26 protein-coding genes are annotated in these 24,740 nt (G+C 62.2%); 13 read left to right on the top strand and 13 right to left on the bottom strand.

Going from position 1 to position 24,740, the window contains the following annotated elements; all coding sequences use genetic code 11:
- Positions 1-29: 29 nt before the first annotated feature.
- The 3 genes from IV091_RS08765 to IV091_RS08755 form a co-directional block, all read right to left on the bottom strand.
- Complete coding sequence (locus IV091_RS08765; protein WP_293467677.1) at positions 30-1,037, bottom strand: sodium:calcium antiporter; 1,008 nt, start codon at positions 1,035-1,037, stop codon at positions 30-32.
- On the bottom strand, positions 1,034-3,670 hold the full coding sequence (locus IV091_RS08760; RefSeq protein ID WP_366806987.1) for an HAD-IC family P-type ATPase: 2,637 nt from the start codon (positions 3,668-3,670) through the stop codon (positions 1,034-1,036). The genes IV091_RS08765 and IV091_RS08760 overlap by 4 nt, the downstream gene beginning before the upstream one ends.
- Before the next feature lie 197 nt (positions 3,671-3,867).
- On the bottom strand, positions 3,868-5,214 hold the full coding sequence (locus IV091_RS08755; protein WP_293467673.1) for a TAXI family TRAP transporter solute-binding subunit: 1,347 nt from the start codon (positions 5,212-5,214) through the stop codon (positions 3,868-3,870).
- Between the two features lie 118 nt (positions 5,215-5,332).
- Between IV091_RS08755 and IV091_RS08750 the strand changes: the two genes are divergently transcribed.
- The 10 genes from IV091_RS08750 (at position 5,333) to IV091_RS08705 (ending at position 14,300) form a co-directional block, all read left to right on the top strand.
- Entirely contained in the window at positions 5,333-5,776 is a 444-nt protein-coding gene (locus tag IV091_RS08750; protein WP_293467671.1) for a hypothetical protein, read from the top strand.
- A gap of 117 nt (positions 5,777-5,893) precedes the next feature.
- Positions 5,894-6,307, top strand: a complete 414-nt coding sequence (locus tag IV091_RS08745) for a hypothetical protein (protein WP_293467669.1) — start codon at positions 5,894-5,896, stop codon at positions 6,305-6,307.
- Between the two features lie 10 nt (positions 6,308-6,317).
- Entirely contained in the window at positions 6,318-7,973 is a 1,656-nt protein-coding gene (locus IV091_RS08740) for a multicopper oxidase domain-containing protein (RefSeq protein WP_293467667.1), read from the top strand.
- A gap of 50 nt (positions 7,974-8,023) precedes the next feature.
- A complete protein-coding gene (locus tag IV091_RS08735) occupies positions 8,024-8,308 on the top strand; it encodes a DUF2933 domain-containing protein (RefSeq protein WP_293467665.1) in 285 nt (94 codons plus the stop codon).
- Positions 8,305-8,955, top strand: a complete 651-nt coding sequence (locus tag IV091_RS08730; RefSeq protein WP_293467663.1) for an isoprenylcysteine carboxylmethyltransferase family protein — start codon at positions 8,305-8,307, stop codon at positions 8,953-8,955. Before IV091_RS08735 ends, IV091_RS08730 begins: the two co-directional genes overlap by 4 nt.
- 180 nt (positions 8,956-9,135) lie before the next feature.
- The gene (locus tag IV091_RS08725; RefSeq protein WP_293467661.1) at positions 9,136-9,762 is read left to right on the top strand and encodes an iron transporter; all 627 of its coding nucleotides are present in this window, start codon (positions 9,136-9,138) and stop codon (positions 9,760-9,762) included.
- A 154-nt stretch (positions 9,763-9,916) separates the two neighbouring features.
- Positions 9,917-10,369 carry a DUF302 domain-containing protein gene (locus IV091_RS08720; RefSeq protein ID WP_293467659.1) on the top strand — a complete coding sequence of 151 codons (453 nt, stop codon included), beginning with the start codon at positions 9,917-9,919 and terminating at the stop codon, positions 10,367-10,369.
- Between the two features lie 36 nt (positions 10,370-10,405).
- Complete coding sequence (locus IV091_RS08715) at positions 10,406-10,855, top strand: hypothetical protein (RefSeq protein WP_293467657.1); 450 nt, start codon at positions 10,406-10,408, stop codon at positions 10,853-10,855.
- Between the two features lie 24 nt (positions 10,856-10,879).
- Positions 10,880-13,204 (top strand): heavy metal translocating P-type ATPase, encoded by a 2,325-nt coding sequence (locus IV091_RS08710; RefSeq protein WP_293467643.1) that lies wholly within the window; start codon positions 10,880-10,882, stop codon positions 13,202-13,204.
- A gap of 52 nt (positions 13,205-13,256) precedes the next feature.
- Positions 13,257-14,300: a cytochrome D1 domain-containing protein gene (locus IV091_RS08705; protein ID WP_293467640.1), complete on the top strand. Its 1,044-nt coding sequence runs from the start codon at positions 13,257-13,259 to the stop codon at positions 14,298-14,300.
- Between the two features lie 72 nt (positions 14,301-14,372).
- Here IV091_RS08705 and IV091_RS08700 read toward each other — a convergent pair whose 3' ends face one another.
- The 9 genes from IV091_RS08700 to IV091_RS08660 form a co-directional block, all read right to left on the bottom strand.
- Positions 14,373-14,870, bottom strand: coding sequence for a DUF411 domain-containing protein (locus IV091_RS08700; RefSeq protein ID WP_293467638.1), 498 nt, complete (start codon positions 14,868-14,870; stop codon positions 14,373-14,375).
- Between the two features lie 108 nt (positions 14,871-14,978).
- Positions 14,979-15,323, bottom strand: coding sequence for a copper-binding protein (locus tag IV091_RS08695; RefSeq protein WP_293467636.1), 345 nt, complete (start codon positions 15,321-15,323; stop codon positions 14,979-14,981).
- 18 nt (positions 15,324-15,341) lie between these two features.
- Positions 15,342-15,842: a cupredoxin family protein gene (locus tag IV091_RS08690; protein ID WP_293467634.1), complete on the bottom strand. Its 501-nt coding sequence runs from the start codon at positions 15,840-15,842 to the stop codon at positions 15,342-15,344.
- A gap of 37 nt (positions 15,843-15,879) precedes the next feature.
- Positions 15,880-17,274, bottom strand: a complete 1,395-nt coding sequence (locus tag IV091_RS08685) for a copper oxidase (RefSeq protein ID WP_293467632.1) — start codon at positions 17,272-17,274, stop codon at positions 15,880-15,882.
- A 30-nt stretch (positions 17,275-17,304) separates the two neighbouring features.
- Entirely contained in the window at positions 17,305-18,489 is a 1,185-nt protein-coding gene (locus IV091_RS08680) for a hypothetical protein (protein WP_293467630.1), read from the bottom strand.
- 8 nt (positions 18,490-18,497) lie between these two features.
- Entirely contained in the window at positions 18,498-18,842 is a 345-nt protein-coding gene (locus IV091_RS08675; RefSeq protein WP_293467628.1) for a hypothetical protein, read from the bottom strand.
- A 115-nt stretch (positions 18,843-18,957) separates the two neighbouring features.
- Positions 18,958-19,389: a hypothetical protein gene (locus IV091_RS08670; protein WP_293467625.1), complete on the bottom strand. Its 432-nt coding sequence runs from the start codon at positions 19,387-19,389 to the stop codon at positions 18,958-18,960.
- Positions 19,390-19,487: 98 nt separating this feature from the next.
- A complete protein-coding gene (locus tag IV091_RS08665) occupies positions 19,488-20,030 on the bottom strand; it encodes a methyltransferase domain-containing protein (RefSeq protein WP_293467623.1) in 543 nt (180 codons plus the stop codon).
- Positions 20,031-20,290: 260 nt separating this feature from the next.
- Positions 20,291-20,488 (bottom strand): hypothetical protein, encoded by a 198-nt coding sequence (locus IV091_RS08660; protein ID WP_293467621.1) that lies wholly within the window; start codon positions 20,486-20,488, stop codon positions 20,291-20,293.
- Between the two features lie 286 nt (positions 20,489-20,774).
- On the opposite strand from IV091_RS08660, the gene IV091_RS08655 reads away from it, so the two are divergent.
- From IV091_RS08655 to IV091_RS08645, 3 genes are read left to right on the top strand one after another with little or no spacing between them, the layout of a single operon-like run.
- Entirely contained in the window at positions 20,775-21,560 is a 786-nt protein-coding gene (locus tag IV091_RS08655; protein ID WP_293467619.1) for a HupE/UreJ family protein, read from the top strand.
- 42 nt (positions 21,561-21,602) lie between these two features.
- Positions 21,603-21,953, top strand: a complete 351-nt coding sequence (locus IV091_RS08650) for a DUF6488 family protein (protein ID WP_293467617.1) — start codon at positions 21,603-21,605, stop codon at positions 21,951-21,953.
- Between the two features lie 4 nt (positions 21,954-21,957).
- Positions 21,958-23,010 carry a DMT family transporter gene (locus IV091_RS08645; RefSeq protein ID WP_293467615.1) on the top strand — a complete coding sequence of 351 codons (1,053 nt, stop codon included), beginning with the start codon at positions 21,958-21,960 and terminating at the stop codon, positions 23,008-23,010.
- A gap of 41 nt (positions 23,011-23,051) precedes the next feature.
- Here the strand turns inward: IV091_RS08645 and IV091_RS08640 are convergent, their stop codons facing one another.
- Positions 23,052-24,623: a response regulator gene (locus IV091_RS08640; RefSeq protein WP_293467613.1), complete on the bottom strand. Its 1,572-nt coding sequence runs from the start codon at positions 24,621-24,623 to the stop codon at positions 23,052-23,054.
- Positions 24,624-24,740: the final 117 nt, after the last annotated feature.

Below are 24,740 nucleotides of genomic sequence, written 5' to 3'. Positions count from 1 at the left end.
GGCATCGTCAAAGGGGTTCAATATCTGCGTCATGCACCGCCATGCAGAAACACCAGCGCGGCATTCAACAGGTAGGTCGCCAGCAGCCCCACGCTGACCCAACTCAGCACCCGCAGTTCGCGGCCCTGTGGCCGCATCACCAGCCCGACCATGACCAGCCCGGTCATCACCACCGCCGCGACCGCCGTTCCTGCATGCACCGGCGATGCGTCCGCAAGCAGTGGCCCGCGCACGTAAAAAATGTCGTCGATGGCGAGAATCGCCACATTGAACAAATTGCTGCCGAGCAGGTTGCCTATCGCCATGTCTAGCGCGCGCAGTCGCAGGGCCGATAGCGTGACCGCGATTTCGGGCAGCGTGGTCACCAGCGCCATGAAAAGCGTGCCGACAAAGCTCCGGCTCCAGCCCATCACCAGCGCCAGTTGGTCGGCAAGGGACGGCAGCCAACTGCCCGCCGTCACCACGACCACTGCCGCCAGGCCAAAGCGGCGCCATTCGCGGGTCATTGCCGGTGCGGGATCAGGGTCGGCCTGCGCATCACGCGGGGGGCGTAACGCTTGCTCATGGGCAAACACGCTGCGCAGTGCGAGCAAATACAGCGCCAGCAGCGCCGGGCTGTACAGCCCTAGATGGAGCAGGCCCGGCGCGCGTTCGGGCAGCAGCAGGCTCATCGCCACAAAGCCGAGCATCACCACACCAAAGGCCGCCGACAGCAAATGCGCGGTGCTGGCGCGGCAATAGATCGGCTCCCGACGCTGCAGCGCGTCAATCACCACCAGAAACACCAGGTTGAACACGCAGGCCCCCAGCGCATTGCCGACCGCCAGGTTGGGCGCATCCATTACCGTCACCGCGCTGATGCCCGACGCCAGTTCGGGCAGCGAGGTCACAGTCGCCAGCAGGGCCAGACCCATCCAGCCGCCCGTGAGCCCGGTCGCTCTTGCGATGGCATCGGCACTCTGGCAAAGGACATAGCCCGCGCCCGCAATCAACGCGGCGCACAGCATAAATTGCATTCCCAGCAGCGCGAGCGTCATGGCGTGCGCCGCGGGTGTGAGCGCACGATGAGCTTGCGCAACTCCTCGGCCCAGAGCACGCAACTGGCCAGGGCGACCAGCGGCAGCAACGAGGCGGGGGCCAGCGGCACGGTGTGGAAAAGCGTGTTCATCAGCGGCCAATAAAGCACCAGCAGCTGCAGCAGCACACTGAGCGACAAGCCGCCGAGCAGCCAGGGGTTCTTCAGCAGGCCCAGTTTCAGCGCCGAGCGGCTGGCCGACTGGCAGTTCAGCACGTTGAACCACTGGCACATGGCCAGCAGTGTGAAGGTCTCGGTGCGCACCATCTCGATCGGCACGTCTTGCCCGATTCGCCAGACAAACCAGCTGAAGGTCACCAGCACCGCAGTGGTGGCCATCAGCAGCACCCGACCGAGCATGGTGCGGTCCAGCAAGGGGTCGTTGCGCGCAATAGGTTCATGCTCCATCTCGTCCCCGTCGGGTGGGTCCATCACCAGGTTCACGGTCAGCGTTCCCTCGGTCACAATGTTGATCCACAGGATTTGCACCGCCACCAGCGGCAGCGGGTAGCCGCCCAGCAAGGCCAGCAGAAGTAGCACGACCTCATCGACCGAGGTGGTGAACAGGTACAAAATCACCTTTTTCAGATTGCCATAGACCACGCGCCCCTGCTCGACCGCTTCCACAATGGTGGAAAAGTTGTCGTCGGTGATGACGATCTTGGCAGCGCTCTTGGCGACCTCGGTGCCGGTGATCCCCATTGCCACGCCGACGTCGGCGCGTGCCAGCGCAGGCGCATCGTTGACGCCGTCGCCGGTCATGGCCACGACCTCTCCATGGGCCTGCAGCGCTTCCACGATGCGCAGCTTTTGCGCCGGGTGAACGCGCGCAAACACGGCGATCTGATCCAGCGCGCTGCGAAGGTCGGTCTCGTTCATGCGCTCGAGTTCATCGCCATCCACGGCCCGGTCGCCCTCCCGCGCAATGCCGAGCGCACGCGCAATGGCCAGCCCTGTGAGTTTGTGGTCACCCGTCACCATCACGGGCCGGATGCCGGCCGCGCGGCATTCGGCGACGGCGGCCTTGACCTCCTCGCGCGGCGGGTCGATCTGACCGACCATGCCCAGCAGGTGGGCGCGGCCGGCCAGCGCGGCAAAGCCCGCGTCGGCATCGAGCGGGTCGTCTTGCACCACGGCAAACGCCAGCACCCGCAGCGCGCGCGCCGCCATGGCTTCAGCGGCCATGCGCGCGGCATGGGTCAACGCCGTGCCGTCGGCCGCGCACAGGCCCAGCACCGCTTCGGGCGCACCCTTGATGTACACCCGGCGCGGCGCATCGGCCAGGCGGTGGCGCGTGGCCATCATCTTGATGTCTGAATCGAAGGGCAACTCGGCTTCGCGCGGTGCACCTTGCGCCAACTGGTCCAGTTCCATGCCGCTCTTGGCCGCCAGCACCTTCAGCGCGCCTTCGGTCGGGTCGCCCACCACCGTCCATTCGGTGCGCCCTTGTTCGGGCGGCAGCAGTTGCGCATCGTTGCACAGCGCTGCTGCCTGCAGCAGCGGCGCCAGTGCCGCATCTTCCACGCTGAATTTTCCCTCTGGCGCGTAGCCAATCCCGCTCACGTCGATTTCCACCCCACCCGGCAGCCACAGGGTGCTGACCGTCATTTCATTGCGCGTCAGGGTGCCGGTCTTGTCGGTGCAAATCACCGTGGTTGAGCCCAGCGTTTCGACGGCGGACAGGCGGCGAATGATGGCGCCGCGCGCCGCCATGCGCTGCATGCCCACGGCCAGCGCAATCGTCATGGCCACGGGCAATCCTTCGGGCACCATCGACACCATCTGGCTGATGGCGACCATCAGCACATCGGCCAGCGGCAGTTCGCGGTACAGACCCAGCGCCACCACTGCACCAAACAGCACCAGCGCGGCCACCACCAGCCAGCGGCCAAACTGCTCGATGCGCTGCTCCAGCGGCGTCTTGGGCTCGGTCGCGGTTTCGGTCATGCTGGCAATGCGGCCGACTTCGGTGGCGGTGCCAATCGCCACCACCACCGCGCGTGCGCGCCCGGCGGTGGCGTAGGTGCCTGAAAACACCATGTTGTGGCGGTCGGCCAGGCCGGTCGCCTTTGGCAAAGCCAGTACGTTTTTGCTGACCGGCACCGACTCGCCGGTCAGCGCCGCTTCAGCCACCTGCAGCTGTGCCTCTTCAATCAGACGCGCATCGGCGCCAATCGCGTCGCCTGCGGCCAGCAGCAGCAGATCGCCCATCACCAGGCTGCGTGCCTCGACCACTGTTTCCTGCCCGTCCCGCAGCACGCGCACCCGCAACGCCGAGAGTTGCCTGAGCGAGGCCATCGAGCGCTCGGCGCGGCCTTCCTGGAATGCGCCTATCAGCGCATTGACCAGCACCACGAGCAGAATCACCACCGCATCGCCGTGATGTGACAGCGCCACTGCCAGCAGCGCCGCCACAAACAGGATGTAGATCAGCGGACTCTTGAACTGACGCGCGACGATGGAAAACACGGAGCGGCGCGGCGGCTCGGGCAGGGTGTTGGCGCCGTCCCGGGCCTGCCGCAGCGCGACTTCTGCGGCGCTCAAGCCCGACGCGGGGTCGCAGGCGAGCCGTGCCAGCACGTTTTCGCTTTGCAAGGCATGCCACGCTGGCGCCGAAGGCGCCGCCTTACTACCCGGTGCTTTCGTCGCTGAAGTCATGCAAGGCCAATTTCCAAAATTTTCAGAATAACGCACAACGGCTGCAAATAAACCAGGGGCCGACCTTCGTTCGCGCGCAAGGCCGCATAAGTTGCGTTGGATCAAGAGGTGCGCCCTGGGCTGGCACTCCGGGCTTATGGCTTGCTGCGCGGCGCCTGGATCTGCCGCCTTTGCAGCTTTTTTTGCACCAGCTGAATATTGTTGCGCAGCGCATACAGTTCGTCGGCATAGGACAGCGGCACGCTGATTTTTTCGGCGCGGTGTTCCAGGCTTTCCAGTTCTTCATGCAGCGCATCCGGGCTGTCTGCGCTGTCAATGCGGTTTTCAATGTCGCGCAGCTGGCCGTACCACCTGAAAATGCGCGAGCGCACCCGAAACTCATAGAGCGGCGGCACGATGCGCGACAGCGGCAGCATGATGGCAATGATCAGGCCCATCACCAGCCACATGCGTTCCACCAGATTGGCCACCCAAAACGGCAGGTAGCGCTGCAAGAAAGGCTTGTCGTTTTTGATGCTGCGCTCGGCTTCGGCTGAAATCGGCACTTCGTTGTTGGCCAGCTTGGGGTATTCGCGGGCCTGCTTGAACCAGCCCGCGCTGCCGTGAATGTCATTGCCCGCCAGGGCAAACAGCTGGAGCAGCGCCGGGTGCGTGCCGGTGCGCGTGAGCAGGGTGGTGGTCGGTGCCACCAGGCGCACGTCTTGCGGCGGAATGTTGGCCGCCAGATCGACCACGCCGCGCGGCAGCACGGCCGGGCTCAGAAACGCAAAGCGCCGCGAATACGCCTCGCTCTGCGCAAAATCCATGAGCTTGACCCCCGGGGTTTGCAGCAGCATCTGCACCATCAGCGACTCGGGGGCCGAGGCAAACACGATGGCGTCCAGTTCGCCGCCCAGAAAGGCCACGGTGGCCGGTGTTTGCTCCAGCTCGGACAGCACCAGCGTGCTTTTGTCAATCCGGTTGCTTTCCAGCAATTTGTCCATCAGGCTGGGCAGGCCGCTGCCCGGCGTGCCGACGTTGACGCGCAGCCCCTTGAGTTCGGGCAGCGCGGTCAGCGTGGCTGTGGGGTTCACGCGGCGCGCCGCCTCTTCCCGGTAAAACAGCCAGACGGGCTCCAGAAACAGGCTGCCCAGCGATTCAAGTTCCTCGTCCTGCGGGCTGCCCGGCGCGCTGCTGCCGCCTTGCACAAAGCCCAGGTCGGCCTTGCCCGCGCGCAGCAGCTGCAGGTTGGCGGCCGACCCTTCGGAGGGCAGAAGCACGACCTCAATGCCTTCCTTTTTCAGCGCCTCGGCGTAACGCTTGCCAAACGCCTCATAGGCGCTTTGCGCCGGGCCGGTGGCCAGCGTGACGCGCTTGGGCGGGTTGGGGTCCAGCCAGCTGTAGGCCAGTACCAGCAGCATCGCGGCCAGCAGCAGGAAGGGGCCGGCAGAAACGGTGAGATCGCGCAGCGACAGCAGGGTGTAGCGTATGGTTTTGGGCATGCAAAGAACCATAGCATGTGGTGGCAGCCAGCATCCGTCAGTGCTGATTTTTTGATACAGATCAATACTTCATCGCGGCGCCTGCATATAACATGGGCCAATAGTGACCTGTCCCAATATGAACCTCTTTTCAACTGCCCGCACCACGCGCCACACCGTATTCATGGTGTTGCTGGTGTGGCTGTTTGCCTTGGCTTCAGGGGTTGCAAACGCGTGTCTGCTGGAGGTGCGCGAAACGCATTCCCATGTTGTCGCCGCCGGATATTCCGAGGCTGCGCATGCGTCTCCCATACTGCCAGGTCATGCGGGAGCCGTTGCCGACGGCATTGACGTTTCGCAGTTTAAAGCCCCCTGCCTGAAGGTTTGTGACGATGGCTCACGCTCTTTTCCCAAGCAGGAATTGACGCTCGCTCAATCCGATCCTGGTCCGGCACCCCTGCTTGCGGTGCTCTGGACCATCTCTGCGGCATCCGTCGTCCTGGCGCCCCGCAACATTGATGACCCGCAGCCCGCCACCCCTGCGCTGCCCGTCCGGGTTCGCTTCTCGCGCCTGGCACTCTAGCCGTCCTTCGTCGCCTGGTCCGGAGCCTCTTGCTCTGCGATTCGCGTGCACATCCCAATTCAGTTGTGCTAACGCACACCGCATTCCATTTTTTTTCCACCTCACCAGGAGTCTGTCATGACCCATTTTCGATTTATTCCCCTTGCCATTGCCCTCACCGCCGCCAGCGCCCTGGTCGCCTGCAACACCGCCCCGACGATGCCCATGGGCACATCGTTTGCCAACAGCATGGCCATGCCCGACCAGATGGCCCGGATGGATGCGCAGATGAAGACCATGCAGGGCATGCACGAAAAAATGATGAACGCCAAGACCCCGGAAGAGCGCAGCAAACTGATGGCCGAACACATGAAAACCATGCAGGACGGCATGGCCATGATGGACGGCATGTCCGGCGCCGGCATGGGCGGTATGAAAGGCATGACCGGCGACATGGGCGCACGCCAGCAGATGATGGAAAAGCGCATGGACATGATGCAGGCCATGATGAAAATGATGATGGACCGGATGCCGGCGGCGACGGCGCGCTAAGGAGAACCCTATGTTACAAAGAAGACAATTGCTTCAGTTTGGCGGGGTAGCGGCCGTGGCCGCCACCGGTGGGGCCGGTTGGATGTATTACGGATCGCCTCGTTCCAACGCGCTGGCTGGCGGGCCGTTTCGCCACTATCCCTTCGATCCGGTCGCCGCCGCGAACTTCCAGCAAAAGCTGTTCATCCCTGTGGGCAGCGGGCCGTTCGGGGTGCTCGATGTCGCCGGGCCGCTGAAAATCCGCACCGTTGCGGCGAGCTTCCCGCTTCTGCCCGGCCGCGAATCGCCGTTCCTGCTGTACCAGACCGAGCAGGCGGGCAAGGCCTACCAGAACCCGATATTGCGCATCGAGAGCGGCGCGCGCTTCACGGCCAGCCTGGACAACGCGCTGGCCGAGCCGACCATCATCCACTGGCACGGCCTGCACACGCCCGCCGCCATGGACGGCCACCCGGCCAGTACCATCGGCCCCGGCGGGCGCTACGCGTACGACTTCAAAGTGAGCAACCGCGGCGGCACCTACTGGTACCACACGCATGCCCACGAGCTGACCGCCGAGCAGGCCTACCACGGCCTGGCGAGTTTCTTCCTGGTGGACGACGACGACCAGCGCCGGCTGAGCAAGTCGCTTGACTTGCAACTCGGCGTCACCGACCTGCCCCTGGTCATCCAGGACAAGCAGTTCGACGCGCAGGGCAAGCTGTTGTACAAGCCTGATGCCCATGAAGCCATGATGGGCTGGCTCGGCGACATCGTGCTCGCCAACCTGACGCCCAATGCGGTCCAGGCCGTCACCCCGCGCACCTATCGCCTGCGGCTTCTCAATGGATCGAATGCACGCATCTACCGGCTTGCCTTCGTCAAGGGCAGCACGCCGCTGGATTTCACCGTCATCGGCACCGACGGCGGCCTGATCGAGCGGCCCGAAACTGTGACCGAGGCCTTTCTCGCGCCGGGCGAGCGCCTCGATGTGCTGTTCGACGCGGGCCAGGCGCAGCCCGGTGAGGACATCTTCCTCAGGAGCCTGACGTTCGATGCCATGGAAAACGAAGGGCCTGCTGGCGGAACTGGTGGTATGGGTGGTATGGGTGGTATGGGCATGGGGCGGATGATGGCCAGCATGAGCTCGTCACGGCTGCCGCTGGGCGCGGAGTTCAACGTGTTGAAGCTGTCGGTGACGGCCGGCGATCGCGTCGCCGCCAAACTGCCGGCCACGCTGTCCCAGGTCAAGCCGATCCGAACCGAAGGCGCCGCGCAGCGCAAGATCGAGCTGTCGATGGGACAGATGCGCTTCCTGATCAACGGACGCACCTTCCACATGGACGAGATCGCGTTCGACGTCAAACGCGGCGCGGTGGAAATCTGGAACATCAGCAACCCGACGATGGGCATGCCGCACCCGATGCACATCCACGGCTTTTCGTTCCAGGTGCTCGAACGCATCGGCAGCCCGCCCCAGGTCGCGGCCACGGCGCGTTTCGGCAAGGGCCGCACCGTGAGCGACCTCGGCTGGAAGGACACCGTGCTGGTCTGGCCCGGCGAAACGGTGCGGGTGGCGATCGACTTCGCCCACGACTTCCCCGGTGACCAGACCTATGTCTTCCATTGCCACAACCTGGAACACGAAGATGGCGGCATGATGATCAACTTTCGCGTGAAGGGTTGATGACACCGGCTCGGTGAGCCGGCGTCACACCCTTCTCCCTGGAGATTCCCATGGACGACAAGCACAGTTCTCAGTCCTGCCCTCCGGGCGCCACGCCATTTTGGCGCTCGCGGTACGGTTTGGGCCTGGTGGTGTTCGGTGCCGTCGCCGCCTACTTTTTGCTGAGCGAGCACCGTGCCCACTTCCTGGGTGCATTGCCCTACCTGCTGGTTCTGGCCTGCCCGCTGATGCATGTTTTCATGCATCACGGTCATGGTGCTCATCGCCATGGCCGTGGCGAGCCACAAGCCGGGCCGGACAAGCCAGAGCCACCGAAGCAAGGAAATCCATCATGAGCCGCGAACAACCGGCCTACGGCCTATGGCTGCTGGTTGCCCTCAACTCGGCCGTTTTCATCCTGTTTGCCTACAGTTTTTTCAAGCCGGCAACGGCGCGGGACTGGCGAACCTTTGGGGCATTCTCCGCGTTCATCGTGGCCTTGTTTGTCGAGATGTATGGCTTCCCGTTGACCCTCTACCTGTTGTCAGGATGGCTACAGACCAAGTTCCCGAACCTTGACCTGCTGTCCCACAACACAGGTCACCTGTGGTCTACGCTTCTGGGCGAAAAAGGTGATCCCCACTTTGGACTGCTGCACATCGCAAGCTATGTGTTCCTGGGCTTTGGCTTTTACCTGCTGTCCAGTGCCTGGAATGTTCTGTACCACGCGCAACGCAGGCATGCGATGGCGACCACTGGGCCTTATGCCGTGATTCGGCATCCACAGTACGTGGCTTTTGTCCTGATCCTGCTGGGCTTTCTGTTGCAGTGGCCGACGCTGCTGACCCTGGTCATGTTCCCGATTCTGCTGATCATGTACGGGCGCCTGGCGCTGACTGAAGAGGCCGAAATGCGTGCGCAATTTGGCGAGGTCTTTGATCGTTATGCGGAGCGTACACCGCGCTTCCTTCCACGATTACTTCGTCGTTCAAGCGCCAATTGACCCGAAACCCCAAAAGTTCATCTGGAAAGGTTCATGACAAATCATTCAAACATCAGACCCCTTGACGGCAATGCCGCTTATGACTTTCACCTTTGCCCGCATCTTTCTTCGCGTGGCCTGTGGGGACTGTCCCGAAGCGCGTGTTTCTTTTTACCTTGACTTTCCTGAATGGAGTTCACCATGTCGTCTCTTCGTTACACCCTTTTGACTTTCGCTCTTGCTGCAGCCTCTGCGGGCGCATGGGCTCAAACCTCTGCGCAGACCTCTCAAAATAGTCAGAAAAGCGCTGCGGCGCAGCTTGCCGAGCCAAAAGTCGAGAAGCTCGCGGTAGCGGCCGACCCTTTGAAAAAAGCGGTGCTCGTCGGCCGTGCCGCGACAGGCAACATGCTGTTTCAACTGGAACTTGAAGGTTCCGAACCGATGTGGATGCAGATGGGCAATCCGCCCACTTGGGATGCACATCAACCGGCTGCCGACGAGCGCTATCACGTCGAGTTAAAGCTGACAGACCCGAAGAGCAAGACGCGCATTCCCTACGCAAACATCAACTTTGCAGCGACAAACAAGGAAACCGGAAAAACCATCAACTTGCCTTTGCCGCCGATGTGGGGCAGCAGTGGCCTTCACTATTCGGCTAACACCGCGCTTCTGGGGGACGGTACCTACGCCGCCACGGTGACGGTCGATGTCCCGACGTTCCAGCGCGAACTGAAAGACAAAGACCTGTGGTCCACACCGGTGAGCGCCAAGTTTCACTTCAAACTGGCGGGTGGAAAATTGACGGAAGTCTCGCAGGCAAGCCGCTAAGCGCTACCGGTGGCTTACTTTTTTTGTCCCACTGCGGCAAGGCTGTTTCCCAAGGCCTCTGGCTGCCACAGCGGCAGCACAGGTGGTTGCGGTGGCTGCTGACCAAGGTGGAGTCCGACGCCCGGACAGTTAACACTCCTTGAAAGAAATGACCATGCCCTCTAACGACCGCCCCCTACAGCCCGAGGTCAATGCGAAGCCCGTATCCCCATCGTACGGGTTTCACGCCTACCTCGGAAATACCGACTTTGCAGCCGCCGTCGAACAGGTGAGTGCAGCACTGAAAAATGAGGGTTTCGGCATCTTGACCGAGATCGACGTGCAAGCAACGATGAAAAACAAATTGGGCATCGATGTTCTTGCGCATCGCATTCTCGGCGCCTGCAATCCCACGCTGGCTCACCGCGCGCTGATGGCTGAACCTGACATCGGCCTGTTGCTGCCGTGCAATGTAGTCGTGCGTCAGGATGCCGACGGCAAGGTGACGGTCGGCCTTATTGACCCGATAGCAATGCTGCAACTGACAGACAACCCGGAAGTGGCAACGGTCGCACGGGAGGCACGCGAGCGACTGCAACGGGTGTGCGCCGCGCTGGCTGCGGACTGAGCTTCTGCACAAAATCTTTTTCTACAGGAGATCGACATGGTTTACACAAGAGGCTGCAGGATTGGTCAACGATGGATGCTCGCGGGCTGGGTGGCTTGCGCTAGCCTCGGGCTGGCGACGTCGCCTTCGGTGGCGTTGGCCCAAACAAGCCTTGATGCCAGCGCCGCACAGTCGTCGAGCGAGCAGGGCGTGACGGTCAAGGTGACGGCGAAGTCGATCGGACTGCCGGACAGCCAGTGGGAGTTCGCTGTCGTGCTGGACACGCACAGTGCCGACTTGAGCGATGACCTGGCTCAAAGCGCCATCTTGACGACCGACGACGGTCGCAGGTTCAAGCCCACGGGCTGGCTCGGCGCGCCACCGGGTGGCCATCACCGTGAAGGCGTGCTGGCATTCGATGTGCCGGCGCCGCGGCCTGGCGCGATCGAACTCCGGATCGACCGGCCGGGCGAATCCGCTCCCCGTACCTTTCGCTGGCAACTCTAACAAGCGATAGAAAGAGGTCACCAGATGGACATGAAAGCGCATCAGCATCCCAGCGGCAGCCCTCCAGCGCCAACCGACCTCAAGGATCCGGTGTGCGGCATGACTGTCACCGAGCAGTCGCCTCACACGCTGACGCATGAGGGGCGGCCCTATTATTTCTGCAGCGCCAAGTGCCAGGGCAAGTTCGCGGCGAACCCTATGCAATACCTCGCACCTTCCCTGCCTGTGGACGTGCCGCCAGCGGCGTCCGGCACGATCTACACCTGCCCGATGCACCCCGAGATTCGACAGGACCATCCGGGAAACTGCCCCAAGTGCGGCATGACGCTCGAGCCCTTGCTGCCGGAACTGGGTGACGATGAAAACCCTGAATTGCGCGATTTTCAGCGCCGCTTCTGGTGGACGCTGCCGCTGACTGTCGTGGTCACTGTTTTGGCGATGTTCGGCCATCAAATGCAGTGGTTTGAATCCACTACCCAGACCTGGATTGAACTGGTGCTGTCGATCCCCATCGTCCTCTGGGCCGGCTGGCCATTCTTCTCGCGCGGATGGCAGTCCGTGGTGAACCGCAGTCCCAACATGTGGACCTTGATTGGTCTGGGCACCGGCGCCGCCTTCGTTTACAGCGTGGTGGCGACGGTCGCTCCCCAGGTGTTTCCGGCCTCGTTCATCTCCATGGGCCGCGTCGCCGTGTACTTTGAAGCGGCCGCCGTGATCATCTCGCTCACGCTGCTGGGCCAGGTGCTCGAACTCAAGGCCCGGTCGCAGACCTCGGCGGCGATCAAGTCGCTGCTGGGTCTGGCGCCCAAAACCGCCCGCCGTATCCGGGAAGATGGCACCGAAGAGGACGTGCCACTGAACCATGTGCATGTGGGCGACTTGCTGCGCGTGCGCCCCGGAGAAAAAGTTCCGGTCGATGGCGTGGTGAGCGAAGGTGGCAGTTCGGTCGATGAGTCGATGCTCACGGGCGAGCCCATGCCGGTGGCCAAGCGCGTGGGCGACAAGGTGATAGGCGCCACGCTCAACACCAGCGGCGCGCTGGTGATGCGCGCTGAACGCGTCGGCGCGTCCACCATGCTGGCCCAGATCGTGCAGATGGTGGCCCAGGCCCAGCGTTCCCGGGCGCCGATGCAGCGCATGGCCGACGTGGTGGCGGGCTACTTCGTCGTCACGGTGGTGGGCATTGCCGTGCTGACCTTCTTCGGCTGGGGCCTGTTTGGTCCCGAGCCGCGCTGGGTGTTCGGCCTGATCAACGCGGTGTCGGTGCTGATCATTGCCTGCCCCTGCGCGCTGGGCCTGGCCACACCCATGTCCATCATGGTCGCCACCGGCCTGGGCGCGACGCACGGCGTGCTGTTCCGCGATGCCGCGGCCATCGAGAACATGCGCAAGATCGACACCCTCATCATCGACAAGACCGGTACGCTCACCGAGGGCCGCCCCACGTTTGAGCGTGCCGTTCCCGCGCCCGGCTTTGAGGCCGACGAGGTGCTGCGCCTGGCTGCCAGCCTGGACCAGGGCAGCGAGCATCCGCTGGCCGAAACCATCGTGCGCGCCGCCCGCGAACGCGGCATGGTGCTGGACAAGCCCGAGAACTTCGAGTCCGGCTCAGGCATCGGCGTGCGTGGGCAGGTGGCCGGGCGTCAGCTGGCGCTGGGCAACACCACGCTGATGGAGCAGATTGGCGTTTCGGTCGCGGCCCTGGTGCCGCAGGCCGAGGCCTTGCGCGCAGAAGGCGCCAGCGTGATGCACCTGGCAGTCGATGGCCAGCTGATGGGCCTGCTGGCTGTGTCCGACCCGATCAAGTCCAGCACGCCCGAGGCGCTGGCGACGCTGAAAGCGGCCGGGCTGCGCATCGTGATGGCGACCGGTGACGGACTGACCACGGCCAAGGCTGTTGCAGCCCGCCTGGGCATCGACGAGGTCCATGGTGAGGTCAAGCCGGCCGACAAGCTGCTGCTGGTGGAGAAACTGCAAAAGGAAGGCCGCGTCGTGGCGATGGCCGGAGACGGCATCAACGATGCGCCAGCGCTGGCCAAGGCCGATGTTGGCGTGGCCATGGGTACCGGGACCGACGTGGCCATGAACAGCGCGCAGGTCACGCTGGTCAAGGGCGATCTGCGCGGGATTGCAGTTGCGCGTGCGCTATCGGAAGCGACGGTGGGCAACATGAAGCAGAACCTGGTATTTGCCTTTTTGTACAACGCGCTGGGTATCCCGATTGCGGCTGGGGTGCTGTACCCGCTGACCGGCTGGCTGCTGTCGCCGTTGATCGCGGCGCTGGCCATGAGTTTCAGCTCGGTGTCTGTGATTGGTAATGCGCTGCGTTTGCGGCGCAGCAAGACATGACGCCGCAGTTCGGAAGATTTCGCCTGATTTTTATCAACAAGGATGGATCGTGATGGCAAGAAAAGACAACTGGCTTTTGACAACGGTGCAGATGGCCCTGCTGGCCTGGTCTGGCGCCACCCTGGCCGCCGACAAGGTGTATGTAGCCAATGAGGGCGCTGACACGGTCAGCGTGCTCGATGCCGCTTCGTTCAAAACGCTGGCGAGCGTGCGCGTCGGCAAGATGCCGCACAACGTGCAGGTATCGCCCGACGGCAAGCTCGTATGGGTGACCAACAACGGCGAGCCTGGCCAGGCGGCTGACACTTCTGCGCACAAGGGCATGGCCCAGGGCGAGCACGATGCAATGGGAAAGCCCGGGGCGGTCTGGGCCATCGATACCAGTAGCGACGCCGTCGTCGCCAAGGTTCCGGTTGGCATGCACCCGGCCCATGTGGTGGTGTCGCCCGACGGCCGCTTCGCCTACGTCACCAACGGTGGCGACAACACGGTCAGTGTGATCGACACATCGGCGCATCACCTCGTGGCGACGATTCCGGTCGGCCAGTTTCCTCACGGTCTTCGGATCAGCCCGGACGGCAAGCAGGTCTACGTCGCCAACCTCAAGGGCGGTACAGTGTCGGTGATCGATACCGTAAACCAAAAGGAGGTAGCGAAAATTCCAGCAGGCAAGGGCCCGGCGCAGGTCGGCTTCGCGCCGGACGGCCGCCTTGCCTTTGTCTCGCTGTCTGAGGAAAACGCCGTCGCCGTGATCGACCCGGCCACGCGCAAGGTGATTCGCAAGGTTGCTGTCGGGTCGGTGCCGATCCAGCTGTACGCCACGCCGGACTCGCGCACGCTGCTGGTGGCCAACCAGGGTACGCGCAAGAAGCCTGGCAGCACGGTCAGCCTGATTGATCTGGAGAGTTTCAAGGTCGCAAAGACAATCGTGACCGGCGCCGGTGCGCATGGCGTGGTCGTCGACCGTGACGGACGATACGCTTACGTCACCAATATCTACGCCAACTCGGTGTCTGTGCTTGACGTCAAGGATCGCAAGGTCGTTGCGACCGTTCGCGTGGAAAAGGGGCCCAACGGCATTAGCGTGACGCCGTGACGGCATTCCGGACTGTCCACCGCTTTGGCTGTTTCCAGCATGCAGTGAGACGGAAAAATAGTCAGAAGGATTTCATGATGATTTCTTTTTAGGCGCTTGCAACTGGCTTGAGGGATAAGACTGATAGATACGGGAGTTGCCGTCCGCAAGCACGAGCAGCACGTCATACGGGTCCTTGCGTCCCCCATAGGCTGGCCCGTCCATGCCTGGTGAGCCGACAGGCATACCCGGCACTGCAAGACCAATGGCCTTGGGGCGCTCCTTCAGGATCTGGTGAATGTCGCGGGCTGGAACATGGCCCTCAAGGGCATAGCCGCCGACCTGCGCGGTGTGGCAGGAGCCCAGTTTGTCAGGCACGCCCAGCCGTGCCCGTGCGGCCGTGTTGCCGCTGCCTTGTACCTTGACCCGAAACCCGTTGGCTTCCAGGTGGCTGATCCAGTCCTGGCAGCAGCCGCAGTCGGGGTCTTTCCAGACCTCTACCAGCGGTTTGGTTTGCGCCATCAGGCTGGGCGGCAGGGCTGAAGCGCCAGCCAGGCTGGCGAGGGCTTGAATAAGAAAACGTCTTTTCATCATGTACTCCTTGAGTGAGCTGGGAGTTAATGGACAACTGATTGGCGGGGGCGCTGCAGCCGAGAACGAAGCCTCTGCCTGCCGCAGGCGCACCCCAAAGCCGTCAAATTACTTGATGGCTTCAATCGCCGTGACAACGATGAAACCTTCGCGTTTTTCAGCGTTGAATTTGACCTTGTCTCCGACTTTGAGGTTGTCCAGCAGAGACGGGTCCTGAGTTCTAAAAACCATGGTCATGCCCGGCATGTCCATGCTTTTGATCTCGCCGTGCTTGAGGGTAATTTTTTGCGCTTCTATGTCAATTTTTTTCACCTCGCCGTTGCTCATCTCCATGCTCATGCCTTTTTCCTTCATCCCGCTCATGTCCATGGCGGGTTGAGCCAACAGGCTGGTAGAAACAAGGGTGGTTGTGGCCAGCAGGGCGCCGAGGGCGAAGTTTTTAAGAATGTTCATGGTTTTTCTTTCGTGTGTTTACCTGGAAGCCAATTCGGCATTCCGTTTAGTGGGTGAAACGGCGATTTTCCCTTTCATGCCCGCGTCGTAGTGCCCTGGATGCAGGCAAGCAAAATCAACGGTTCCCGCTTTGGTGAATTGCCACAGAATCTCACTGGTCTGTCCGGGCTTGACGGTGAGCATGTTGTCGTCGGCGTGCTCCATCTCGGGGTTCTTTTTCATCACCTCGTAATGCGCCTTCAGGTCTTTGGCCGTGCCCAGCACAAACTCGTGGCTCAGCTGGCCCGAATTCTTCACCACGAAGCGGATCGTCTCGCCTTGTTTGGCCTTGATGTTGGCGGGCGTAAAGCGCATGGTGTCGCTCATGTCAACCTCGATGGTGCGGGTCACCTTGCTGGCGACGCCGGGTTTGCCGACGACTTGCGCATCATGCCCGCCGCCGTGACTGCCTGCTGCAAAAGTGCCTGTGACGCTCGCCAATACTGCACAAGCAGCGATGAGTTTGATTGTATTTTTCAAGAGATTTCCTTGGTTGCAGGGTTGATGGATTAGTGAATTAGTGGGCCATGTTGCCCATGGGTTTACGGATCTGGACTTCGGTGCCGGGGCCTGCGGTTGCCGGCATGGCTGTGCTGCTTGCCTTCATGCGCGCAGGATCGGGCAGTGCGCCTGTCCATTCATAGGCTTGGGTGCCGGCCGGCTGCTTATACCAGCCGGGGTCCTTGTAGTCGCCAGGCTTTTGGTTTTTTCGGACCTTGAGGATGCTGAACATGCCGCCCATTTCCACGCCGCCGTAAGGGCCGGTGCCGGTCATCATCGGTGCGGTGTTTTCGGGGATCTGCATTTCCATCTCGCCCATGTCGGCCATGCCGCGCTCGCCCATCATCATGTAGTCGGGCATGACTTTTTGCAGTTTTTTGACGAGGCCGCGATGGTCCACGCCAATCGTGGTGGGAATGGCGTGGCCCATGGCGTTCATGGTGTGGTGGCTCTTGTGGCAATGAAAGGCCCAGTCGCCTTCTTCGTCGGCCAGAAAATCAAGCTGCCGCATCTGGCCCACGGCCACATCGGTGGTGACTTCGGGGGCACGTGCCGCCATGGGCCACGGCCCGCCGTCGCTGCCCGTGACCTTGAACTCGTGGCCATGCAGGTGGATGGGGTGGTTGGTCATGGTGAGGTTGCCAATGCGGATCCGCACCTTGTCGCCCAAGCGCACATTGAGTGTGTCTATACCCGGGAAAATCCGGCTGTTCCATGACCACAGATTGAAGTCCGTCATGGTCATGATCTTGGGCGTCATGGTGCCGGGGTCGATGTCGTAGGCGTTGAGCAGGAACACGAAGTCGCGGTCCACCTCGTCAATCAGCGGGTGTTTGCCTTTGGGGTGGGTCACCCAGAAACCCATCATGCCCATCGCCATCTGCGTCATTTCGTCGGCATGCGGGTGGTACATGAAGGTGCCGGGGCGGCGCGCCATGAACTCGTAGACAAAAGTCTTGCCGACCGGAATTGCCGGCTGGTTCAGGCCCGACACGCCGTCCATGCCGCTGGGCAAGCGCTGGCCGTGCCAGTGCACGCTGGTGTGCTCAGGCAGCTTGTTGGTCACGAACACGCGCACCCGGTCGCCTTCGACCACCTCGATCGTGGGGCCGGGGCTCTGGCCGTTGTAGCCCCACATGTGGGCCTTGAAGCCCGGGGTCATCTCGCGCACCACCGGCTCGGCCACCAGGTGAAACTCCTTCACGCCGTTGTTCATGCGCCAGGGCAAGGTCCAGCCATTGAGTGTGACCACCGGGTTGTAGGGCCGCCCGCTGGACGGGACGAGCGGCGGCGCGGTGTCCGCCCCGCTCATGATGACCGGCTCCGGCAGGGCGGCCATGGCGACCCGGCTGACCGAGGCCGCTGCGACGGCTGTGAGCGCCGCACCGTTGAAAAAATGTCGTCGATTCATGGGGAAATCCTTGGTATTTTTTTATGCAATTCAGTGCGCGGCGGCAGCGCCACCGGCTGCGGTGCCGCTTGAAGCTGGCGCGCCGGAGGAAAGCGCCACTGGTGCGCCCGCCAGCATCGCTTGCAGCTCGGCCTCGGCGAGCCAGAAGTCGCGCTGTGCCTCGATGGCGCTGCCTGTGGCAAGCACCTGCGCGCGTGTATCGGCCAGCAGGTCAAACACGCTGAGCAGCATGCCGTTGTAGCGCAGCACCACCTCGTCGTTGATGAACTTGCGCAGCGGCATCACCTCGTCACGGTAATGCCGCGCCAGGTCGTAAGTGGTGCGGTAGTCGTTGTAGGCCTGGCGCGCTTCGCTGCGCGTTTTGACCGCCAACTCGCGTACGGTGGCCGCGTCGCCCATGGCATCCCACAGGTCATCTGCGCTGGCCGGACGTGGCCCTGCCAACTGGCGTTGCCACTGGACTTGTGCCAGGCGCAGCGCCTCGCTCTGTTTGAGCACGCGGGTTTCGATGTCGGGCAGGTCCTGTGCTTGGGGCGGCAGCGCAGGCAGTTCGCCGGGCAGTTCAAACCCTGTTTGGGCGCCCCACAAGCCCAGCGTGACGATGAGTTTTTCGCGGGCATTGAATGCGGCCTGCTGCGATTTGGCCAGCTGCACGGCGGCATCAGACAGCGTGGCTTGTTCGCGCGCCTGCTGAAATTTGCTGATGTTGCCGACCTGCGTCATGCGTCTGGCCAACTCGCCTGCGGCTTCGGTGGCTTCTTTGGCCTCGCGCACGTAGCGTGCGCTTTGGGCTGCGGCAACGGCCTCAATCCAGGCCTTGCGCGCATCGGTGGACAGCCGCGTGAGGGTCTGCTGCGCCTTGCGTCTGGCCGGGCTGGCGGCGCCGACGGTGTCTGAGAGGCCCACGCCAGCGCTTCCCAGCGACACCTGCAGCCCAGGATTGTTCAGTAAAGCGATGCGCACGGCCGCTTCCGCGCCAAGCGGCGCTTTCAGCAACTCGTTCACCAGGGCGCTTGTGTCTGCGCCCGGACGGGCAATCGGGACGCTGGTGTCGCCCAAACCCACCAGCTTGCCATTGAGAAGTTGCTGCAGTCCAGCCACGCCGCCATCGGCATCCGGTGCAGCGAGCGCTTGGCCGCTCAAGGCCAGCAGTAGCACGGTCATGGCACTCAGGCGCAATGCCGGGGTTGCGCGGGTGTTCAAAAGTTTTTTCATGATGCGCTTTAGCGGGTGGGTGGGCCGGAAGGGCGGTCAGCGGCCTTGGGCGGTGCCTTGGCCTGCTCTTGTTCCCATTTCAGAAGGTCGGCATGGCCTCGTTTGAACTGGCCCACGTCGGCGTTGGCCTTTTTCCAGTCCACGCGGGTTTCTTCCACCCCGGTGGGCAGGCCGGCAAACACCGAGCGGTAGAGCGCGGGCGGCACGGGCGTGTCGGCACTGGCGCCCTGCATGGTGTGCTTGGGGTCGAGTTGGGGATAGGGCGCAGCCTGTGCGATGGCTGCGGCCGGCAGCGCCAAAAAGGCAAGCAACGCCAGCCTGGCGGGCGACGTTGAAATAAAACGGACGTTCACTGAAATCTCCTGACATACAAACGGGGCGATGCTTGGCGCACCGCAACGATCCGGGCATGACGGGCCTGTAAAGCCTGTGCCGGAAGCAAGTACAGACCCATTGCGGGCCTGGAGGTCAGGAAATCGGTGGTTTCTGGCCGCGTGCCGTGTCGGCGCTGGCAAAGAACGCTGCCTTGGCGCGGGGCAGCGCACGTGCGCTGAAAACGGGGTGGGCGCTGGCGGCAAATGGCGTCAAGGCCACGGTGTGGCAGGCCTGGCAGGCTGTGCAGGCGTCGCAGTGGGCAGGGCCCGCATGGGATGGATCTTCGCTGGCAGGACCGCCAGTGCAGTCGTGAACAGCCTGCGCCTCGTAAAGCGCCTCGGGTTCTGCGGTTTCATGACCAACATGCATTTGCGCGCTTGGCGCATGGGCATGGGCCGCGACTGTTTGTGTCGCCGATGGCAGGGGCTGCAACGGCGCCAGCGCCATCCCGGTCGCCATGGCTTCGCCCATCCAGCCGCGCAACAGCAGCAGGGCGATCATGAGGACGAAGGTAAAGCGACGCATTACTTAATGATAAGCGATGGCGGGAAAGGTTCCCGTAGGCCATTTGCCTTTTCGCGATGTCGGGCGATGAAAAGCGAAAGGTTGCGAGGAGCCGCAGCTCAAGCCGCGGGCAAGCTTTGCAACACCCACACGCCCGCCGGCGGTGCATTGCGCCACACCGAGCAGGTCTTGTTCCACTGAAAATCCGCTGATGCCTCAAAGGGCGCGCGCGGCTGGTAGGTGAACTGCACCAGCTTGGAGCCGGGGACTCTGCGCAAAAGCCGCTCGATGCTCGTCACAGTCACATCGTGCATGTCCTTTGGGAGTGAGCGAAAGGGAAGGCTGGACACCACCACCACCGGGTCGGTGTAGACGAGGCCGTCCAGTACCTCGTGAGCCAGGTCCTGCCGCACGTCCAGCCCCGGAAACCTGCTACGAAGCTGTTGCGCCAGACTGGGCTGTATTTCGACTGCTATCAGTGAGGCGTTGGGCAGCCGGCTGCGCAACTCCTTCGTGACGGGGCCCGTGCCGGCGCCCAGTTCCACGACATGTCTCGCCTCGCCTGTGGCGCGGACCATGGCCGAGGCGAGGAAGCGGGACGAGGGCGCGACGGCGCCGGTCAGCGCAGTTTTTTTTAGCAGGTGAAGCAAGAGGGCAGGCATGGGCAGAGTATGCGCCGGGCATTTGCCTGTTGGGCGAAAAAGCGGTGCGCAATATATGGTCTGAGCCAGTCGTTCGGAGCCCCACAACCCACTGGAATCAGCGCAATATGCTGCCGGGTGAGTGTCAATTGACTTCATCACTCAGCCGGTGGCGTTGTGGCGATTGAGAAATGGGAAACACATTGCATCCGCCCTACAACGTGAGAAAAGACAGGATAACATCTGCCTCCATGCCCCGCCGAATTCGCGCGATTCTTCTGCTACTTGCCATTATTTGCCAGGCACTGACCATGTTCAGCCCGCTGGCTGTGGCAGAGCGTGCCGTCAAGCTGGAACACATCGCACTGCACAGCCAGGATGCCAGCCATCACCACCATGATGATGACGATGGACAGGCTGTGCACATGGACGAAGCGGATGAAGCAGACGGCGTGGACGGCGCGGTTCAGCATGTGCATGCATATGCTGGATTCAATACGGCCGGTTTGCTGACCACGGGCTGGGCCACGGTCGCAACCGTTCGGCCACTTTCACCCAGCAAGACGGTGAAATCATTGGGGCCATCCCCGCATCTTGAAGGCCCGCTCAGGCCCCCCCAGCGCAACGCTTGAGGGAATGTCCAGCGCCTTGCAAGGGGCGCTGGGTATTTGCATTTGCATCTTCTGAAGATCCCGTTTGCGACCCGGCTTACGCCGCAGGTCGCACTGTGTGCGCAACCGTGCCTCAAATCCAGAAAGTTATTGAATGAACAAGTTACTCGCAGGCCGCCTCATGGCCTTGCTGCTGATGGCGTTGCCGTTGGTGGCACTCGCCCACGGAATTTCCGAGGCTGACCGTCAGAGCATGCTTGATGGCGGCTATTTGCGCTATATCGGGTTGGGTGCCAGCCATATGCTCACGGGCTACGACCACCTGCTGTTCTTGTTGGGGATGGTATTTTTCCTGACCAGCTTCAAGGACGTGGCCAGGTTTGTCACCGTTTTCACCCTGGTTCACTGCATCACACTGATCTTTGCCACGTACTTCAAGATCACCTGGAATTTCTATCTGGTGGACGCGATCATCGCCATCAGCGTGATCTACAAGGGCTTTGACAACAATGGCGGCTTTCAGAAGTATTTCGACATGAAGTCGCCCAACCTGCTGGCCGCGGTCTTTGGCTTCGGGCTGCTGCATGGCTTTGGGCTTTCCACCCGGCTGCAGCAGTTGCCCCTGGGCGACGACAACACCAGCATGTTGCTGCGCATCCTGAGCTTCAATCTGGGGGTGGAGATCGGTCAGATTGCCGCTTTGACGGTGATGGTAGGTCTGCTGGCGTTCTGGCGGCATCGCCCGTCATTCAAGCGCTTCAGCTTTGCGGCCAATATGGGCCTGATTTACGCGGGTGTTTATTTGCTGTTCATGCAATTGCATGGCTACCAACACGATGCCAGCCCCGACAGCTTTCGATTCCCGGCAGAGGAGCACCAGCCTATTCATGAAGACATGGATATAAAAAATTCGACGGATGCCAGCCGCAACGCCCTTTAACTATCTTGTATTTTTCACTTACTCAACCGAAAGAAGACTCCCATGAAACGCATCTTGTCTATCGCCACTCTCGTCGCTGCATTCGCCGCCGCACCTTCCGCTTTTGCTGCCGAAGGTGGTGGCTGTCACTTTCACGGCAACAAGCCTGCCAACGAGGCCACCGTGCTCGGTTGCGCCCGCCAGCGCAAGGACGCTCTGGTGGCCAGCGGCAAGATCGACAAATCCTGGCAAGCCGTCAAACATGACAAGGCCGAAATGGCCGAAGGCGCGAAAGGCAAGGAATGGAAAGTGAGCTTCATGGACTCGGCTGCCAAGGACAAGACGAAAGAGACGCTCTATATGTTCTTCACGCCGCCAGGCAACTTCATTGCTGCCAATTTCACAGGCAAGTAAGACCGTGCAGGCATCTTTGCGTGGGCCAGCGCTTCGGGGCGGAGCGCTGGCCTTGCTGGCCGCAGGGCTGTTCGGCGTCAGCACGCCTTTGGTTCAATTTTTTGGAGTTGGCCTGGGCGCCTTCACCACCGCAGCCTTGCTGTATGCCGGTGCGGCGGTCGTCGGGACATTGCTCAGGCAGCCCGTAGAACGGGAGGCCCGCCTGCAGCGCAGCGACCTGGGGCGCTTGCTGGCCATGGCCGGCTTTGGCGCCGTCATTGGACCCGTTGCGCTGGCATGGGGACTGCAGCGCACCAGCGGCACCAGTGCCTCGCTGATGCTGACGCTGGAAGCGCTGTTCACGGCGGTGCTGGCCTGGAAGCTGTACCACGAGACGATGGACCGGCGCGTCTGGGCCGCCATGCTGTTGCTGCTGGCCGGTGGAATGGTTCTGGTTTTAGACCAGGGCCGCCAGGGCGATGCGCAGTTGGCGGGCTTGATGGCGGTACTGCTGGCCACGGCAGCGTGGGGGGTGGACAACACGCTGTCGCGCGGCGTGGCTGATCGCGACCCTGGACAGGTGGTTTTGGTCAAAGCGGCGCTGGGCGCTTTTGCCACCACCGCGCTGGCTGCGACCATGGGCGAACCGCTTCCAACGCTCACGGCTGCACTGGGCCTCCTTGCGGTGGGCGCCACCGGTTATGGGCTTAGCTTGCGGTTTTATTTGCTTGCACAGCGCGCTTTTGGCGCAGCGCGCACCGGATCGGTATTTGCCTTCGCACCGTTCATTGGTGCCTTGGTGGCCTTTGCGTTCGGGGAGCGGTCAGCCAGCGCGTTGATGGGCTTGGGCGGCTTGTTCATGCTGGCGGGCGTGATGCTGCATTTGATGGAAAGCCATGCGCATGCGCACACGCATGAAGCCATGACGCATGAGCACGCCCACCGGCATGACGATGGGCATCACAACCACGTGCATGACGAGATGCCTGACGGGACGCACAGCCATGTTCATCAACACGAACCCTTGTCCCACAACCATGCGCATGTCCCGGACGCGCATCATCCACATCGACATTGAGGGCGTTTTTTGGATGCCTCGCCGGTATCAACCCGAGGCGGTCAGGGGGGCGGCGGCCCCAGCGTGAAACTGAACGTCGCGCCCTGGCCCGGAGCAGAATCGGCCCAGATCTTGCCGCCATGCCGCGTCACGATTTTGTGCACCGTGGCCAGGCCAATGCCATTTCCAGCAAATTCGGATGCGGTGTGCAGCCGCTGAAAAGCACCAAACAGCTTGTCCGAATCGGCCATGTCAAAGCCCGCGCCGTTGTCCTGCACGGTATAGACGGTTTCACCTTCCGGGCGGGTGGCGGCTTGAAATGCAATGCGGGTGTGTGGCTGCTGGGCGGTGAACTTCCACGCGTTGCCCAGCAGGTTGTCGAGCACCTGCCTGAGCAATGCCGGGTCGCCCTGGGCCATGATGGTGGGTTGAATATCGCGCAGCAGTTCTCGTTCGGGCGCCTGCTCCTGATAGCCATCCAGTATCGTTTGGGCCAGCGCGCTCATGTCTACAAGATCCCAGCGCAAGCTGCTCCGCGACACCTGCGCCAGTGACAGCATGGCGTCAATCAGCTCGCCCATCTGCAGTACCCCGGCGCTGATGCGGGTCACGCAATGCTTGCTGCGCTCGCTGGCCGCGCTCTCGTCGATCTCCTTGCGAAGCAGGCTGCTGAATCCGTCAATGGTGCGCAGCGGGGCGCGCAGGTCGTGTGACACCGAGTAGGAAAAAGATTGCAGTTCTTCGTTGGCTTCCTCCAGCTCGGCCGTGCGTTGGCGCACGCGCTGCTCCAGGCTGGCGTTCAGTTGAAGTATTTCCTGCTGGGCCTGCTTGCGTTCGGTGATGTCACGCAGCACGCTGACAATAATCCAGTCGTCACCAAAGCGCTGGGCCTGCCGGTGCACTTCGACCTGCAACGCGCGCCCGTTTTTGCAACGCATCAGCGTTTCGATCATGCGGTTTGCCCCATTGCCGGCGATCAGGGCGTCGTAGGTGCGCTCCAGCGCGTCCCGCGTGATGGTGTTGAATGATCCCGGACCCCGTTTGAAAAATTCTTCGCGGGTGTAGCCCAGCATGGTGCAGGCGGTCGCATTGACCTCGACATACTGCATGGTCCTGCGGTTTGTCAGGAAAATCGCATCGGCGGTGGCGTCCAGGGCTGAGCGAAAGCGCTGCAGGTCGGCCGTGCGCGCCTGCACCTGCTCTTCAAGGATGCGGGTGTGGTTCTGGTAGAAGTCGCTGAATTCCTTGAGCCTGAGCAAATTGCGCACCCTCAAGCACAACTCGGCCCGGTCTATGGGCTTGCTCAAGAACTCTTCGGCGCCGGCCGCAAGGCCCAGCAGGCGTGCGCTGCGGTCTTCAAGCGCAGACACCACAATGATGGGAATCCGGGACGTGGCGGGATTCGCTTTAAGAACGCTGGTCACCTGGTAACCGTCCATGCCCGGCATCATGATGTCGAGCAGGATCAGGTCGGGTGCCTGCTGCGCAATCATGGCCAGGGCTTCTTCGCCGCTGGCGGCGCAGATGGTGCGGTAGCCTTCGGGCAGTAACAGTGCTTCGAGCAGCTTGCGGTTCAGGTCTTCGTCATCAATGATGAGGATGGTGGCGTTGGAGTGGGCATTGGCGCTGGTCATGGCGACAGAGTGAATTAAGTGGTTTAGCGGGTCGCTGGCGGCGCAGTCCTGACCAGCAGGGAATCGATCACGGCATACAAGGCCTGGTAGCGCAAGGGCTTGGCAATATAGGCATCG

It is taken from the genome of Polaromonas sp. (assembly GCF_018780625.1).
GTDB lineage: Bacteria > Pseudomonadota > Gammaproteobacteria > Burkholderiales > Burkholderiaceae_C > Polaromonas.
The sequence above is the reverse complement of the archived record's forward strand: the minus strand, read 5'-3'. Positions and strand labels throughout refer to the sequence as shown.